We start from the raw sequence: 16,786 nt of genomic DNA on the forward strand, positions 1-16,786 counted from the left end.
CGATCAGCCCGCCGGCCGAACAGTTCGGAACAGCGCCGTTACCTGAAGAGACGCGAGAGGAAGCCCTGTTTCTTGCGTCGTTCGCGTTCTTCGGCCTTGATACGTTCGTTCGCCTCTTCGTACTCCTGGAGGACGGCGTCGATTCCTGTGAGTGTCTCTTTTGCCGTCTTTGCGTCTTCGCGCCGAATCTTCGGACGCATAATCTGCTTGACTCGCTTCACGGGGTCGTCTGGGAGCTCGGCAGCGTCTCTCGAGAGCTCCCCGAGGTGCTTGAGTTGCGTACGATACTGAGCGCGTTCCTCCATCAGCTCATCCATCGTTTCGAGGTAGACCCTGAGGACAAACCGGAGGCGTTCGTTCTCCTCGCCCTGCTCGCTGAGTTCGGCGAGTTCCCTTGATTGCCGGTCGAGTTTCCGAGCGAGAATTCGCTGGTCTTCACGAGCGAGACGCATTGCCTGGTCGGTCGCGGAGTAGCCCCGGATCTCACCGATGGTCCAATCCGCTGGGTACTTCTCGTCATCATTGAGCGTCGGGTCGGTGCGTTCCCATCCCGGCCCGGCGTCGCGAGCGGACGCTTCCATCATTCGCTGGGTGCTCTCGTCGAGGTCGGAATCGGTGTCCACCCCACGCGGGTCAGCGGGTTCGCGACCATCCGTCGTCGGCGGCGCGGCCCCTGGCCCGGCCGTTCTCTGCCCTGAGACAGGACTATCATCAGCACTTGTCCCAGCTGTCGTGGAACCTTTGGGTGTGGTCGTCGACGAAGCGGCGTCATGACTATGGGCCCGGGCGTGGCTGTTCCCCTGTTCCGGTTCCTGCCTAGTTGCGTAGGCGTCAGCGACTGCTGCCGGGTCGCCATCTTCGTCGGGGTTGACGGGAATGAACTCTTCGTCGTCCTCGAGGTTAGGATGGACATCGGTATTGACGGCGGGGGATCCCCCGTTCGCCCCTTCGCTGTGCAGTGGGTTTGTCTCGTCCGTAGCGGCGTTGACAGTCTCGGACGGCTCGGAATCGGAGCCAATCTTGAAATCCATCGGCGGGAGATCGTGGTCGTCCGCCCCCGAGGATGACGATGAATCCGAGCCGTTGGAATCGGCCTTCGAGAACTTCACACCATCTTTGCTCGGGACTTCGTAGTAATCGTCCACCCGGAGGAGTGCACGGGCGAGCGTGACATCGCCGTAGGTTGCGCCACTCGCGTAGTGACGTCGCTCCCACTTATCGCGGTGCAGGCCGGATTCCTCGAACAGTGCGTTCATCCGTTTGGGGTCTTTCGCCGTCCAGAACGCGAGGTTGTGAGCGAGCGCCATATCTGCCTCGGACTGGCTTGGATAATCGGCGTCATGGGACCCCCACATCGAGGCGTCGCCTTCGTAGAGACGCTGCCTGCGGTCACCTCCCTGAGAGTCGAACATCCGCGTGAGTATCTCTTGATCTGATAGGTCCACACCGGGTCCCGCGAGGTCGGCGAACGTACTCGGACACTTGGAGGGAAGGTACTTCGTCGCGACCCGCTCGAGGGCCTCCTTGATTGCGGGGTCGTGGATGCTCTTGAAGGCGTCTCCATAACGCTCAATGAGCGAACTCGCACTCTGCTGCGCCCGGGCCTCGATGCCGCGGCGACCATCCGCGTCACCTCTGCTTTCTGAATCTTCAACTTCTGTCCCTCTGGTGAGAGTCGTCTGTCCACCTGGTCTCACGCCCTCCTCGATGAACTCGCGGTGAACGGTCTCTATCTCATCCTGACGCTTCCGGATTTCTGTGGGGGTTCCCTCGACGTGAGCACCAGTCGTAGCGAAGTACCGTCCGGAGTCATACATCTCAATAGGGCCCTTCCGGTTTCCGCCGGGCGGAAGTTTCCCACTTGCGAGGATATGCACACCAGTCCCGGAAGCGGAAACCTCCGTATATGAGTCGACCTTGTCGATGATTGTTTGCGTCCATTCCTTGATTTCACCAGTATCAGAATCACGACAGTTATCGAGGTCGATACCGACGATGGTGACGTCGTCACTGAAGACGAACCCCAGACCATCGGCGTTCACGCGAGAGTCGTTGAGTGAATCCCAGGCGGTGTCGAAGTCTCGGCGATGTTCGGGGTTGGTAACGTCGGCATTAATGTCACCACTCGTCCGATATGGTTTAGTCGGAATCTTGGTAGATTTTCCGTCACGCATACCTTCACGCCAGCAAATCCAATTCCTGATAGTGCGGATTTTGTCCGGGATCCCGTCTTTAGCTACGTCTACTTTTGGCATGGATATTACCTATTGTCAGTCCGCCTCGTCGCCTCGTTTCGTCGGGCGAGACAAACCGATTTCGTCGATTTTCCCCGACTCAGGGCGAAAACCAACAGACAGCACACGAATTGTGAGCGAATGATCTCCCTCCCGTATCCAATACTATGTAAAATCACTCCGGAGGTGTCGAATGGAGCGATCTGGTTGGTTGATAGCCTGTCTAAAACGCTTTGCGCACGTGCGCTAAGTGCTGACGCTGAAGGAGTGTTAGAAAAGGCGGATTCTGACGATAGAGCTCCCATACTGCTGATGCGCGTCACACGCGAATTTTGCGCGAAGTTGCGAGCACTCGAAACCCCCGCAAACCCGGTGATTTCGCTTTGAACCTCAAAATGCCGTTTTAGAGCCTCTAAAACGCCTTGAACGCGCGCACTAAGTGCTGACGCTGAAGGGGCGTTAGAAAAGGCGGATTTGCGGGGTACAGCGTCCGTACTGCTCGTGCGCGTCGTGCGCGGACTTTGTGCGAATGCGTGGATGTGACTAGTCGAGATCATCGAGGAGATTTGGAGCGCCGACGAACGTCCACTTACCATCTTCACCCCAGATGGCTTCGGTGAGCTTCTCGTAGGTCCGCTTACTTCTCTTGGGGGGCAGTTCGTCGATCCGGCCAGCATTTGCGAGGGCTCGAGTGATATCCCATGCGACTGATAGATTGGGCACAATCCAGATTTTCATCTCGACGTCGAACCTGTTGAAGTCGTCATAGTGCTTGACCATCAGCGAGGGATGGACGTTTGAGATGACCTCTCCAATAATGACGGGATCTTTGCCATCGTAGCCGACCACGTCTGGCTTCACATCAGTCCCGTGAAGTGGCGTATATTTTTTAACAAAATAGTGATTGTTCGGGTCACGGGCGAGTGTGCGAGCGAACGCCTCTACCATCACCTTGTGGTAGGTCTTCTCGTTCACATCGCCCTGATCTTCGCCGGTAGCGACCTTCGCTCCACACGCTCGCTGGCCGTCGCGAGTCACAGTGTAGTAGACCCGCAGATTTTCGGTCCGCTTCTCGAGGTAGCCGAGTTCGATGAGCTTCTCTTCGTCTACCTCATCAAACTGATTCTTTATCCTCTCCATCGAGTTCACAACGTCGTAGGCAGGGTGGTTGCCGTTGACTGTGGTGACAATCGCGGTCAGGAAATGGCGTTCTTCAACTGTCAGACTCTTATCTATACCTTCTCGAGTCTCTCTATCCTTTTTGTCGGCACTCTCAGTGGCGTTCTCGTTGGGGGCATCAGACGCACTCTGATCGTCTGTATTGTCGGCACTTGTTCCCCTCTCCTCGTCGGTGTCTGCATCGTCGGTTTTGGACGGATCCTCGGAGCTAGGGTCAACTCCACCGTAGAGAAAGCCGTCAACTCGATCTCCCAGATTACTGTCTCCTTCATCAGCTGATCGTGGAACCCCGCCATCGGTCTCGTTGTCATCGTTCGTCTCTCGCGGCGGGCGGCGTGAACCGAGATCGTCTGTGAGGTCGTCTGCGGGAACTCGACTAGCTCCTGATTCGGCCTGTTCGCCGTGCTCGTTCGATCGGGGTTGTCCCTCTGTGCTGGGGGTGTTTGGACTCCCCGTGCCGAGTTGCGTCTGAGGGTTGGACCCAGTCTTCTTGCCTTCGCCGTTTGCGTCTCGGTTCTCGCCGGACACGCCAATCTCGAAGTCACGATTCTGGCTATTTTCACTACCGTTGATGCCGCGTCTGTGTTCGGCTGAGAGCTGCTCGTCGGAAGCGTCGGTGTTGCTTCCGGGTAGCAGGCAGTGGTCACGCCGCGTTGTACGGGTAATTTCTGCGTTGATGTCGCTGAAGACATGACCCTGCGTCGACACGGTCTTGTTGATCACGGGGTTGTCAGAATCGCTGTGACCGTCGGGGATATCGACGGGGAGCATCGTCACGATTTCGGGGATATCGGTCATGAACCCGGTGTCAGGGAGTTGAGCGACCCATTCTCCACGCGGGAGCGACGTGATCCGGTCGACGAGTTCCTCGTCCTCGATGCCTTCGTGGAACAGCGTCATCACGAGCTCGTCGTCGACGGCGAGTTTCCCGATGAGTTTCGTATTAATGTTCCGCAGAATTTCCTTGTACGAGGAGACGTCGAGGGCATCGGCCTTGACCTGCTCTGCGAAGTGGACGATGACTTCGAGGGAGAGACCGAATTCACGCCCGTCAGGAATCATGTCGTCGCGTACCAGTTCGGACTGGAGCATCGCCGCAGCTTCGTCGATGATGAGGTTGATAACGTATCCATCCTCGACCGGCGGGGTGTTCCTGAGTCGATGACGGAGACGAGCGCCCGACCAGATGTAGTCGAGCAGCATGAAGGTAAACAGATTGCTCGAGGCGGGCCGGAGGTCACCCGTATCGACGAGGACGACCTTCTTCGAGGCGAGGACGTCCTGGATGTCGAACATCGGCGATTGGTTGGCGTAGCAGCCCTTCTCGCCGTTCCACTCGGGAACGAAATTGAGGACACGCCAGACAAAGCTCCGCTCAGCGAGCTTCGTGATGCGGTTCATCACAGCATCGATCGACGTTTGGAACCGCTGCTCGTCGGCGTGGAGATGCCGCGTGAGAGCGAGGCGAAGCGTCCGGTCGCTCACTTCGGGGAGTTGCCCCTGCTGCATCTCGTAGGCAACCTGGAACAGGTCTTGGATGGGCCATGCGTCCCGGCCGTACACGGGGTCGAACATCGCCTTGATGAGGTTGTTGAGGATCTCTTGGGCGACGAACGCCTGCTGGGTCATTTCTCGGCCCAGCACGTACACGAGGAGTTCGTTGTAGCGGTCAACTTTCTCTTGGACGGCGACCGTGCGTGAGACGCCGGCAGCGAGTTGCGGTCGAATGTCGAAGTACGGGAAAGCAAGCACCTCGTCGTTCGGCCCCGGGACGGGGACGTGGAGGACGTCATCGAGGTTGCCGAATTGCTTGAAGTGTGCTTTCTTGTACTCGTCGGCCATCGTCCCACCTTTCCGGTCGAAGACGAAGATGGGGCCGTCGAACGATTGATAGGCCGACAGCGCATCGTTGACCATTGCGGTTGTCTTCCCGCCGCCCGTCGTCGCTGCGCGGAGAATGTGGTGCGTCAGCTGCTCTGCACTGAGACGGATGGGAATGTCTCGCCGGTTGTCGACGGCGGTCTCGGCGTATCCAATGTGCATTCCGTAATCGTACTGCGAGAGCAGGTCTTCATCTGTTGCCGTGAGTGGCGATCGAGCGTCGGGTGACCCGCCCGATGACCCACGCGAGGCTCGCGGGAGGGCGTCCGTGTGCGGGACGACGACGAAGTTCGCGAGTTCGTCGGGAGAGGCACAGATGAGTGGGTCACCTTTACTGAAGCGCCCGGTAAAACCGCTGATGCTGGCCTGACGGGCGTGGCACAGGCGGGCGAACTCTTTATTGTTGAACCCGAGGAGTTCCCCCTCGATGCCATAATATGGCCCCGAGAGCGACGTGAACGCGTTTGAGATACTCTGGACAGTCTGTTCGTCGCAAGCAGCTCGGAGTGTGAGGTCGAACGTTGTGGTGGGTTGTTTGCGGTCGATCTGTTCCATCCGCGACCCCGTGATCTTGTCATCATCGCCGGCGCTGACGGACCCTCCGACCTGCTCGGAGATGTCTCCACGGTGGATGTTTCGGCGTTCCTGGTCGGATGTTCCAAACATCTGCCGGGCAAACTCGTTTTTAAACGCGGAGAGCGTCCCGTGGTTGCCCATTTTGAGGTTCCGCTTGTGGGTTTCAGCCTCACTAGTCCAGTTAGAGCGTGGCCTGAAGGTGGCCTGGAAGATGAACGGATCGTCGGTGTGGACGGCCTGCTCAAGGAGCACACTGAGCGGCGAGCGATACTGGTCGTCGCTGTCGATAGCCAAATCGCTGAACGGCCGAAGCAGCGTCATCCAGTCGTCTTTTTTTGAGGCAATGCCTTTCCACCGGACGAGCGAGGGACGCTTCTCTTCACGGACTTCCTCGGGACGGAGCGGAACGCCTTCCCTGACGAGCTGTTCTTCAGCCTGCTCGGAAGAAAGATCATGCCCGCTTCCAATACTATGATCCACAAAAACCTCGGGGTCCTCGAAGCCAGCGAGGTTCTCGAGGTCGATAATGTCGTCGAGCGAGGCGATACGTCGCCCGCCAACGCGGGCGTTCCCGTCTTCTGAGTCAAACGCCGCGACGGGGTTGAACGGGACGATCTCGAACTCGAAGGACTCGGGATACATCGCGGCGACGTTTGCGGCGAGCGTCTTGAACGCAGTCGCCTCGTAGGGCGTCACGGAGATATAGAAGTCGAATCGCTTCGTGTTCCGCGGCTTGTGGATGATAAACTCAAAGGTCTTCTTGTAGTCCTTGATGCCGAGGCTGGCTTTGAGATTGAACCGCGAAGTGCTCGTCACGCCCGCCCGGTACAAGCCAAAAAGCCCCGCGATGACGTTCCCGGGTGTGACCTGCTCACGGGCGGGTGAGATGTGGATATATGGCCGGGCTTCGATCGGATCACTGAGTTTCTTTCCCGGCCCAGTCGTGCCCTTGACCTCGTAGGGAGTGAGTTGCTCCTCACGCTCTTCGTTCTCCTGATCGACCTCGTTCTCGGTCGGAGGGACGCGGTCAAAGTTGGTCGGTTCTTCCTGATTCTGAGTGGGGTGGTCCCGTCCCGATTCGGTCGAGTCTTCTCCGCGCGTTGACGACAAAGAGTTGATGCGATCGTGGAGGGTGTCCTGTTCATGATCGTCCCGATTGGGGTCCGTGGATGGGGGAGTCATTGGCCCACCATCTTCTTGCGAGTAGACACACCCCTCCGCCGACACTGTACAACGGTCGAGTGCGTCCCAACCCATCGGGCGATTCGGTTAGATAGGCACACTATTGGACTGTTTGTTGTCATTTTGGATTGTGTTGTGTCGTTTGATTCAGCCGCTACTGGATTGTGACCTAATTCTCCCCACAATTGGAAATTCGGACACGAGCGGCGAGCGGGGAAGGCGTCCGTACCGTCTAGCCCGTCTAGACGGTTTACGGGGTGGCGATCCACTCCAAGACAGCCACGAAGATCGTGACGCCGAAGTAGAAAATCGTCATGCTCATTCCACCAATCATGAGCCACATCCCGTTCTCAGCGCGGTCGGAGTTTTTCCGGGCAGTGAACCACACGATCGCGCCAAAGGCGAGAGCCACGAGGCCAGCGTACTTCAGAACGAGCAGGACGGTGTCGTATAGATTGGTCATGATACCCTCGAAATCGGCTGGGGGCCCACTCTGCGCGGCGACTGGATCCACGAAAACGACTAGGACGAGGATTCCCAAGACGAGGGATGTGCTGTGCTTTCTCAGGAGTTTCTTTGTTCGGAGGGTGCTCATGTTACCCACCGGGAAGAGGTGAGAATCTATTATAAAGAAGAGTAGACTACATCTAATGTGGCAGATGTAGAACGGCGGTTTCAGGGTGTCAACGGGCGGGATTACGGGGGTTTTCACCGGAACAGTTATGTGGTTACCAATAGCACACCTAATTGTTGGACTTGGAACACCCTCCAGTGCCTCCTTGTCCATAGGTGATTGCAGTGCCAACAAACAGCTCCAAGCCCACCTCGAGTGATAACACCGACCGCGACCCCGAGACGACGATCAACATCTGCCTCCACCGGGATACGCATACGCGGTTGACCGCCTACAAGAACGACAACCCCCTGATAGAGAAGTCGTACGACGAAGCGATCAACGAAATCCTTGAAAAAATCGACTTCCCACAGGCTGAAATGATCGAGAACAAGTACCTTCCGTCAATGTCCGACGCACATCCTAGCGACTCAGACTGAGACGAACGACCCACCTACAACATGTTCTTTTTCACGCTGGTTTCCTTTCCCCACTGACGTAGCACGGTATTACGGAGAGCTGGCCGTCGGGCGGCGTTTCGAATTGATCGGGACATCGTTGTGAGGGCCGCTACTGGAGGCTATCGATATCCCACCTGTTTCGGTGCGCGGGGGGCCCCACCGGAACTCGACGGTATCACCGACGTCGATGCCGTTCTCGGTGGTCCAGTAGTAGGGGACTTCGAGGACGTATTTCGACTGGCCCCGGTACTCTGTGAGGGGATCCCTGTTTTTGAGTTCAGCGTGGTGGATCACGGTGATCCGCCCCTCCTTGTCGATAAAGATGATATCGATGGGGAAGGCCATGTCCCGCATCACGTAGGTGCGTTCTCGTTCTGTGTCGTGGAGAAAAATCATCCCGTGACCATCTTCGAGGGAGTCAGTATTCGAGAGGCCGGTGTATTGTTCTCGCCATGTGGCGGCGACATTTCCCTCGACGGACGCGAGGTAGTCGCCGCTCTCATCGTAGATGGTCGCAGTCCCGTAATCGGGAGAAGTCAGGTCTGCGTGAACAGTATAGCCGACCCATACGACCATCGGTACGAAAACGACGATGAGGATAGCGATGACCCAGGGGTTCTTGAGACGGTCAACAATTCGCCGAGCGATTGTGTCTTCAGGGAGCAACGGTTGGTTCGTGGGGCCGTACTCTTCTTGCTCCTGATCAAATCCCTGTTCTTGCCTGCGGTCGAGATTTCCATCACAATCTCTTCCGGCGTCCGGGCGTTGGCCGTTGCCGGTCATAGCAAAATCCACGCGAAAACGCTGAACACGTTGCCTCCGATGCTTCCACCGATGAGAGTAAGCCCCATTACGATCCCACGACGGCCGCGAGACTCGGCACGCGAATCGCGGCTGCCGAACGCCCACCACGTCACACCGATGATGAATAAGACGAGGCCAAGGCTGTGGAGGACGATGCTGAGAGCGGTGGCGAGCTGGGAGAGGTTGCTTTCGTGAACGCCGGTCACGGCGCCGTAGGGCCACCCATCCGGGAGGAACTTGCTTCCGAGGATGAACACGAGAACCTCGTAGATGACGTCGATAGCGACGATCGCTATGTAGCCGGCTCCGCCACCGACGGCCATCCCCCGGAAGCGGGCCATCGCTCGAGGACTTTTCGCGTAACCCCACCAGCCGATGATACCGATGACGAGCGCAATGAGGGTTCCGTAGCGCCCGATAATGGTCGCGATTTCGAGGAGTTCGATTGTGGGCTCAGTAAATTCACTAACCTTGCTCATCCTGATTTCCCCTTGCTGGTGCGACGACGCATCCGCACCCACCACACGGCGAAGATCCCGAGGGCGAGCCACTCGACGAAGATGAGAACATTACTGATTGATGCCGAGATGTATTCCCCGACTGCGCCAACGGCCTCGAAATCGAGGGGTGAGGGCGGCAGGATATAGAGGAGTCGGTCACCCTTGTAGTAGGGGTCGCCGGGTGACCAAAACACGTCGCCGTCGTAGCGAGCGCGGAGAACCGATCCGTCCCACGCGATCTTGGCACGGCCATTATTGTCAGTCGTAACCGTCGATGTCGTTCCGTCATCTTGGGTGACAGTGATTTCCTTATTTTTGATGGAGTTGCCGTCAGTGTCCGTGAGAACGAGGACGCCATCGTGATCCGCGCCGGTAGATGAGACATTAACATCTGTCATCTGGAGGACGGTTGACTCGTATGGTTGGCTATAGACTTCGAGCTGGTCTTCGCCGGAGACTGTCTTCCCGTCGAGTGGAGCACCGAACGGATTCGAGGCGTCGACGGTGACAGCTTCACCTGTGTCGAGGTCACTCGATCTGACGTCGATGACGTGATGTGTGTAGAGGTCGGTCGGCTGATCGTTATCGGGATCGTTGACGTTGGCAGGAAGTGGTGCTCCCGGGAGCGTCGTCGAAACTTGGCTATCGACGGTTTTCGTGTATCCCCATACTTGGTTGTCTTCACCCTTCTGTGGGAAAGCGGCGGTGACGTTGGCGACGCCTGTCTCGTAGCGGTAGATGGCAGGCCAGCGGTCGTTGTGGGTGTGCGTCGCGTTATGAGAGGTTGACCCGCCTCCGGTGAGGACTTCTACCTCGTCGTTGCGGGAGATACCGTAGAACCGCCACGGAGAGGTGAGGTGGATGGTTTTGTTGTCGATATTGACACTGATCCTTCTCCAGGGGTCGCTCGGGAAGTCTTGATTGCCCTTCCACCTCACGGCGAGGCGGTCGTGACCAGCGCCGTCGATGTGAGCGACATCGATCTCGAGATTCGGGGAATCCCAGTCCGTGATGGTGACGGGGACGCTGTATTTCGTCGTGTGAGTGTTCGTGCTCACACTCGTTCGCGACCATTCACTGCACTTCGAGCTGGTGACACCCCACCGAGTTTCGACTTCGCTGGTGACTTCGAGGGTCGCCGTCAGGGTGTATTCCCCTCGAGGATATTCGAGATTCTTACTCGATATAGATTCAATCGCGATCCAGGTTACCTTACCGAATCGGTTCCATTCGGACTCGCCCGTGAATCCGGGACGATCGAGTCGGACGGACGTGACGTTCGCCGTCGAATTGAGGAGATCGTATTCGGCCCACTCGGTCTTCGGGTAGGTGTGTGAGTGAGTACTGTTTCCGTGCGTGTGCGATCTCGTACACGTTGCACTTCGACTGAAATCCGCTGGGGCAACGGCTCGGTGATCATAGGGAACGTACGCACCTCGGGTTGGGGTCGACCCGGAAACGTATCTGTCACGATACCAGGCACCGCCAAAGAGGTCGTTGATGCCGACCCATGACTCGCGGACTGTATTGAAGTCACTCTGCCCCCATTTTCGGGACATACTCGCGCCGCTCGAGGTGGGGTAAAGCTCCCTGCCGTTCATTTTCGGGATGGCGATCCGATCTGAGTCCTGTGCGTACTTCGTGTATTGTTCGGCCGCGTGGAGGTTCCGTGAGATGATGCTCTCGTGCTTGGCCTGGTGAACGAGGGCGTCGTCAGGGTTTGAGACGTAGAGTTCTTCCGCGTCTGGATCCCATTTCACGTCGGCGTTATAGACGGGCCGCCACTCACCGTACTGGTTAGTAGCACGCACGAACCACTCACCGTCGTTACTTTTTGGCCCGTCGTAGGTGTTCTTCTCATGCACGTTGATGAATTGCGTTTCTGTATAGAACGGCATGCTGGAGTAGGGTTTCCACTCATCCTGGATGGGAATCGCGTTGTAATCGGAGAGGTCCGTGATGTAGACATCGCTTGTTGTGGAATACCGAAGCGATTGCGAGGGTGACAGTGTAGCCCGCCCGAGGTCGACTGGGTAGGCCGGGTAGTCGTTCTCGAAGTAGCCGGTGTAACTGACATCCGCGGGATCGACATCCACGTCGTTGTTCGCGAGGACACGATAGGTTTCGTCGTAGGTATTATCGACGCCAGGCTCGGGACTCGGAATGTCATAGATTGGGCCGATACCTGCAGCGTAGACAACGGTGACGGGTGCGATCACGAGGCTGGTCGCTAAAAGTACCGTCACGAGGATGCGGAATCCGTGTGACCAGCCCCGGAAAGCGTTCGCGGTGGCCTTCATCCCCACACTAGTTGTGGTAGTGAGTTTCGCTGCACACGCGGCGTAGAAGGCGTATATACGTCCTCTAAGCCTATCGGCCCAACTGTCCTCGTGTACCGATCCAGTCTCTCCGTCCCGACGTGAATCAGCCTGAGAGGACATAGTGAATCAGGCTGATGAAGATCGGGAAGGCGAACCCAATGATTGTGAGGACGAACCCGGTTGTTGCCATCGCGAACCCTCGACGGCGGTTGTTGATGGACGGGCTGATGAAGTACGCAATTATGCCGATGACAAGCGTGATAAGACCCGTCCACTTGAGTGCGCTCCCGACCCAACCAGGGAGTGTAACAGCGGCCTTTAGATCGGAAATAAGTGTGCTGAGGTCGGGGCCACTCTGGAGTGGGATAACCGATGCCTGCTGTGTGTGGGTGTCGGTATACAGGAGTACGCTCGCCGCAGTATCAACGACAGGATATAGGAGGGGACCGTGGCTGTACCCGACGAGTTCTGCTAGTATACGCGTGAACGTGGAGATGGCCTGATACCCTCCGAGTGGTACGAGTGGGCCGGTGATTTCTCGAATGTATGATCCCGTAAGATAGGCAACATCGGTACTTGCCGACAGTACTCCACCGACGGGAATGAGCCAGTTGATAAACAGTTCAAGCGCCTCTAGTTGGAGGGGGTTCATGAGATGGTGTTCTGTCATCGCCAGCGGTGCCGACGACGCTTGGAGTGGCTAATCTGAGGCTATCTGCGACTAAATATTCTCTTTACTCACACCCTCCACATGCGCTACATTCACCACAGTTGTTGTAGATTTGAAAAGTCCTTAACTGCCTGCTGCTTATGACGGCTGATGGCAAGTCCTGCAAAAATCCAGTCGCTCACCGGTACGTTGAGTGATGGCTCGCCCCTCCAGGACGAGCGCGAGTCGCCTGCACGTGACGATACGTGCGAGGGTGACTGCGTCTGTCCGGTGAGCTCCAAACAGGGCCCTTCCTCTAGCCTGGAAATGCGAGCACCCTCCCATGCCTGAAATTCAAGTCGACTGGTACTCTCGGGAAGAAGCTGACCGCCTACGCGATCTCCGTGATCGGCACGGGATGATATGGCGCGGCGTCCTCCTTGAGGGAGCCAAACACGCAGAAAGTATAGACCTCCTCAAAGCCCTCGTTGAGTTACACCCAGAACTCGCATACTCTCGACCGGGTGACCACGCTGGCGTTTCTGCCGAGAGAACAAATGTCACCGAGCAACTGCACGAGCAGATTCGCGAACGACAACGTGCTCGCTCAACGACCGAAATTCCACTGTCTGGTTTCACAGATACGGATATGGACGCTAACGCGAACGGCAGTAGTGACGTCGATAGTGAGGGCAACCGTGACGATGAGGATGCCGGGCACTTTGACGTGAGTGCTGCCGTCGCTCAGGTGCAGGAGAATCGTACCCCCTCTTCCAACCATGTGCAGCGGTCGGTTGCGGCCGAACGTACCCGGGAAAGAGAATACAAACGTTGGGATGCCCAAGCGGCACAGGCCGCCGAAGGCGGCGAAACACTTCACCCCGCGGACGCACACGAGGATGTCGAAGATGTGCTTCGACACCCCGGCGACCGCGACGAGTGGGATATCGTCGACCCGCGCTATGATTACGAGGGCTACGCTGACGAATACGGCGGTGATTTTCGATGAGTCGGCCGTCGAGTCCCTCGGACTACAATACGCGAATCAATATCCCATCTCAAGAGGAGTATGAATGGTTAGACTCGGTTCGGAAAGGTCTCGGGCTGACCTGGCGTGGGATGATGCTGAAAGCCGAACAGCGACTTCTCGCTGCTGAACGAACGTGGCCGCCGGCACTCCGAACCCAGCATGTGGTTTCGGCCCCTGATCAATCGGACGCCGATATCGAAGCGGAACGCGACGTTGAGGCCGATACCGAAGCCGAAGCAGAGAGTGACAGTGACTCCGAGATTGACGAGGTGGCGAAATGAGCCAGGACGTACCGGTGGCATCTAATCTTCTCGCCTCGAAGATGTTCGGTGTCTCGGCCCGCAAATTGGCCGAATCGATGGGGCCGCCCCTTATTCTCCCGCTTATACTCTACACTATCGGTCTCCCGCTGCTGGTGACGCTCCCGTTGGTGTTCGTCGGATTCCTCGTGGGACTGTTCATCTATAGCCGCACTCCGCCGGGACAGCGCCCTCTGCAATATGCAGCAGCGATGGCACGGCACCTGCGTGGGCGAACGGATTACGTCTGGAAGCCTCCGGAGCCTAACAAGGACGATCTCGCGTATCATGAACCCTTTGAGGCGTGGATCACGCGACGCCCAAAGCCAGTTGTCGCCGATGCTGACGGAGTTCGTGATGATGCTGACGAGATAGGTGCGGAGACGGAGACGGACGAACCAACGGACTCGGACGACGGCCTTGACACGGATTGGCCGATCGCGACGTATGGAGGACAAACAAATGACTGAATACGAAGACGCCGGTTCGACGCTGGACCTCATGGATTTCAAGAATGTCCGTGACGGCGGCGTCGTGGAAACGCCTACCACCTATGCGATGGTGATGCAGATACAGCCTCGAGACTGGCTAATCCTCTCTGAAGAACGCAAAGAAAGCCTCTATCTATCGTTCTTGACGTTCCTGCGCGGGGTTCAGTTCCCAACACAGATCCTCTCGATGACGACGGCATACGATCCCGAACCCTACCTCAAGCAGTTTGAGGGAGCCGAAAATATGCTCATCAACTCGGGCGACGACGAGGAAGATGTTGACCCGTTGGATGAGTCGCCGCTGCTCGACTACGGCCGAAAGTACCACACTGAGTGGCTCCGGGGCGTCGTCGATGTCGCGGAAATTCGTGACCGCGACTTCTACTTCGCGGTTGCAGTCGCTAAAGATGAGGAGGCTGACGATGGCCTCAAGGCCCAGATCCAGTCGTTGATGCCTAGCGGGAACGACGTTGAGGTTGATGACGAAGCTAAGTATATCGAGGAAGTGAAAGCCCGCGCCCAGCGTGTGGCGTCGAAGCTCCCCCAGACGCAGGTGGAAGCCGAGATTCTGGACACTCGCCCGGCTGTCCTTGAGGTCCTCTACGAAGTCTATCACGGAGAGAAGCCACCTATCTCGTTCGAACAAGGTAGCTTCTCACTCCCGGCCAATAAGGCACAGGAGGTCGCCAACGCAGCCTATACTCCCGAAGAAGCGGCACAGGCCGAGGCGAATGAGGATGGTGACTACGAGTTCGACCGCGCTTCCGACGAACATCCCGAAATCGAACCCGAACCAGATTCCGAATTTGATTCCGACCCGCTGGCAGCGGTTGGTGATGGTGGGTACGCACACCCAGACTCCGTTGAGCGCGTCGCAGAATCGCGTATCCTGAGCTGGTACGCTCGTAATATCGGGCCTATTGGACATGGATCACTCCCAGTCGTCCCGCGAGCGGTCTACGCGGGTGTGTTTCTGGGCCTCCTAAGCCTCATACTCAGTGTGGGGGCGCTCGGCACGTTCATCTGGTCGATGAATATCGCCGAACGCGGTACGGACATCTATTGGCTGGCTCGGACCGTGTCGTTCGCGACGGCTGCGGCGAGTCTGCCTGGATTCGTGCTGAGTCTTGTCGTATTGTTCCCTTCGGAGCGAAGAACGAAGGGACTCGGAGTGGCCGGCCTCGCAGCGGCAGGCTATGCACTCACTCTGTTCCTTGGAGCGTATCCCCAAGACTGGGACTCAAATCCCGCCGTGACCACGTTCACGCTTGAGGTGTACGCGATGGGCATCTTCGCGCTGCTCATCGCTGTCGTCCTCGCGGTACGTTCGCGACAAAAGGTGGACCTCTCGAACCTAGTAGTCGCTTCTGACCCCGACGCGTCTGATGTGGCGACCGACGGTGGGGGCGCAGGCATTCCTTCCATCCCCGTCGATGACACTGACGATGAAGACGCTGGCGTTGACCTCGATGAGTGTCGTGACACTGACATCGGTGTTGTCGAGGTCGACACCGACGGCGTCGATATAGAGGGCCCCGATGCTGATACTGGCGCTGACACCACGGACCCCAGGACGACTGAAAATGAATCTGAGGTTACAAAATGAATCCCCTTGAGAAACTCCTCGGAACAGAAGTTGAGACTGGTTTTCTCAATGCATATGGCTCGTCTTTCGGTACGTCCACGGATTAGTGAGGCGGGGAAAGACTTACCTATGAATAAAACCAATACTATGAATAATGAGTAAGTCAGAACGCTTGGATAACTCTGAGAAGGAAGTCGTTGCTGTCACCAAGCACGGTCAGGCGACCATTCCGAAGCGGTTCCGCGAGAAGCTCGGGATCGAGGCTCCCGGAAAGGTGCTGTTCCGGGAGACCGAGGGCGGCGAGGTGATCGTCGAACACGTCCGCTCGCCGAGTGAGATGCGCGGCTTTGCCGCCCGCAGCGAAGCGTCCACCGACAGGCCCGCGACCGAGATCCTCCAAGAGAAGCGCGAACAGGATCGAGAGGAACGTGACGCGCAGTTCCCCTCGGAGGAGTGACGGTGGTCCCTGACAGCGTCGTCTTTGACGCTGAGCCGCTGATCGCACACGCTGATGATGAACCCGGGAGCGACGTGGTTGAGGAGTATCTCGACGCAGTCGCCGTCGAGGACACCGCCGGCTACGCCAGCTGCGTGAACCTCGCCGAAATCCGCTATACTATCGCCCGGAAGTACGACCGGACCACCGCTGACGAGTATCTCGACTGGCTCACCGATCTCGGAATCGAGACCATGGCGGTCGGTGACTCCTGGCAGGAGGCCTCAGAGTACATCCTTCGGTACAACCCGGCGCTCGGTGACTCCTTTGCACTGGCGACCGCTGAAGAGGTCGAGGCGACGCTCCTGGTCGGCGGTGACGACGACTATGACGAAGTCTCCGAAGTCCCATTAGAGCGGTTCCGTGACGGCTCCGCATAGATGACTGAAGACGTCGATCCTGAGGCTCCCCGACCCCACCAGAAACAGAAGATGAGACTGACTTTCTCAGTGAATATGGCAGTCTGACGTAGTTCATAAATAGTA

The 16,786-nt window shown here is 57.5% G+C and carries 14 protein-coding genes; 7 read left to right on the forward strand and 7 right to left on the reverse strand.

The genetic code is table 11. The annotated features are described in order from the left end of the window. Positions 1 to 38: 38 nt before the first annotated feature. The 3 genes from NBT82_RS19560 to NBT82_RS19570 all read right to left on the reverse strand — a co-directional run bounded on the left by NBT82_RS19560 (position 39) and on the right by NBT82_RS19570 (position 7,839). Positions 39 to 2,255 carry a phage NrS-1 polymerase family protein gene (locus tag NBT82_RS19560; protein ID WP_251331488.1) on the reverse strand — a complete coding sequence of 739 codons (2,217 nt, stop codon included), beginning with the start codon at positions 2,253 to 2,255 and terminating at the stop codon, positions 39 to 41. 522 nt (positions 2,256 to 2,777) lie between these two features. Continuing rightward, positions 2,778 to 7,052, reverse strand: a complete 4,275-nt coding sequence (locus tag NBT82_RS19565; protein ID WP_251331489.1) for a hypothetical protein — start codon at positions 7,050 to 7,052, stop codon at positions 2,778 to 2,780. A 250-nt stretch (positions 7,053 to 7,302) separates the two neighbouring features. Next, complete coding sequence (locus NBT82_RS19570) at positions 7,303 to 7,839, reverse strand: hypothetical protein (protein ID WP_120083793.1); 537 nt, start codon at positions 7,837 to 7,839, stop codon at positions 7,303 to 7,305. A gap of 2 nt (positions 7,840 to 7,841) precedes the next feature. Between NBT82_RS19570 and NBT82_RS19575 the strand changes: the two genes are divergently transcribed. After that, positions 7,842 to 8,105: a hypothetical protein gene (locus tag NBT82_RS19575; protein ID WP_251331490.1), complete on the forward strand. Its 264-nt coding sequence runs from the start codon at positions 7,842 to 7,844 to the stop codon at positions 8,103 to 8,105. A 69-nt stretch (positions 8,106 to 8,174) separates the two neighbouring features. Here NBT82_RS19575 and NBT82_RS19580 read toward each other — a convergent pair whose 3' ends face one another. From NBT82_RS19580 to NBT82_RS19595, 4 genes are all read right to left on the reverse strand, one after another. Continuing rightward, entirely contained in the window at positions 8,175 to 8,909 is a 735-nt protein-coding gene (locus NBT82_RS19580; protein ID WP_112077718.1) for a DUF192 domain-containing protein, read from the reverse strand. After that, positions 8,906 to 9,409, reverse strand: a complete 504-nt coding sequence (locus NBT82_RS19585) for a hypothetical protein (protein ID WP_251331491.1) — start codon at positions 9,407 to 9,409, stop codon at positions 8,906 to 8,908. Before NBT82_RS19585 ends, NBT82_RS19580 begins: the two co-directional genes overlap by 4 nt. Continuing rightward, positions 9,406 to 11,730: an Ig-like domain-containing protein gene (locus tag NBT82_RS19590; protein WP_251331492.1), complete on the reverse strand. Its 2,325-nt coding sequence runs from the start codon at positions 11,728 to 11,730 to the stop codon at positions 9,406 to 9,408. The genes NBT82_RS19585 and NBT82_RS19590 overlap by 4 nt, the downstream gene beginning before the upstream one ends. Before the next feature lie 124 nt (positions 11,731 to 11,854). After that, positions 11,855 to 12,421, reverse strand: coding sequence for a hypothetical protein (locus NBT82_RS19595; RefSeq protein ID WP_251331493.1), 567 nt, complete (start codon positions 12,419 to 12,421; stop codon positions 11,855 to 11,857). A 322-nt stretch (positions 12,422 to 12,743) separates the two neighbouring features. On the opposite strand from NBT82_RS19595, the gene NBT82_RS19600 reads away from it, so the two are divergent. From NBT82_RS19600 to NBT82_RS19625, 6 genes are all read left to right on the forward strand, one after another. Beyond that, the gene (locus tag NBT82_RS19600) at positions 12,744 to 13,409 is read left to right on the forward strand and encodes a hypothetical protein (RefSeq protein ID WP_251331494.1); all 666 of its coding nucleotides are present in this window, start codon (positions 12,744 to 12,746) and stop codon (positions 13,407 to 13,409) included. Beyond that, positions 13,406 to 13,711: a hypothetical protein gene (locus NBT82_RS19605; RefSeq protein WP_251331495.1), complete on the forward strand. Its 306-nt coding sequence runs from the start codon at positions 13,406 to 13,408 to the stop codon at positions 13,709 to 13,711. Before NBT82_RS19600 ends, NBT82_RS19605 begins: the two co-directional genes overlap by 4 nt. Continuing rightward, entirely contained in the window at positions 13,708 to 14,199 is a 492-nt protein-coding gene (locus NBT82_RS19610) for a hypothetical protein (protein WP_251331496.1), read from the forward strand. The genes NBT82_RS19605 and NBT82_RS19610 overlap by 4 nt, the downstream gene beginning before the upstream one ends. Then, a complete protein-coding gene (locus NBT82_RS19615; RefSeq protein ID WP_251331497.1) occupies positions 14,177 to 15,826 on the forward strand; it encodes a cell division protein CdpA domain-containing protein in 1,650 nt (549 codons plus the stop codon). Before NBT82_RS19610 ends, NBT82_RS19615 begins: the two co-directional genes overlap by 23 nt. Before the next feature lie 133 nt (positions 15,827 to 15,959). Further along, positions 15,960 to 16,262: an AbrB/MazE/SpoVT family DNA-binding domain-containing protein gene (locus NBT82_RS19620; RefSeq protein ID WP_251331498.1), complete on the forward strand. Its 303-nt coding sequence runs from the start codon at positions 15,960 to 15,962 to the stop codon at positions 16,260 to 16,262. Then, complete coding sequence (locus tag NBT82_RS19625) at positions 16,259 to 16,681, forward strand: PIN domain-containing protein (RefSeq protein ID WP_049934543.1); 423 nt, start codon at positions 16,259 to 16,261, stop codon at positions 16,679 to 16,681. The genes NBT82_RS19620 and NBT82_RS19625 overlap by 4 nt, the downstream gene beginning before the upstream one ends. The last annotated feature ends 105 nt before the right edge of the window (positions 16,682 to 16,786 follow it).

The organism is Haloplanus sp. HW8-1, assembly GCF_023703795.1.
Classification (GTDB): domain Archaea; phylum Halobacteriota; class Halobacteria; order Halobacteriales; family Haloferacaceae; genus Haloplanus; species Haloplanus pelagicus.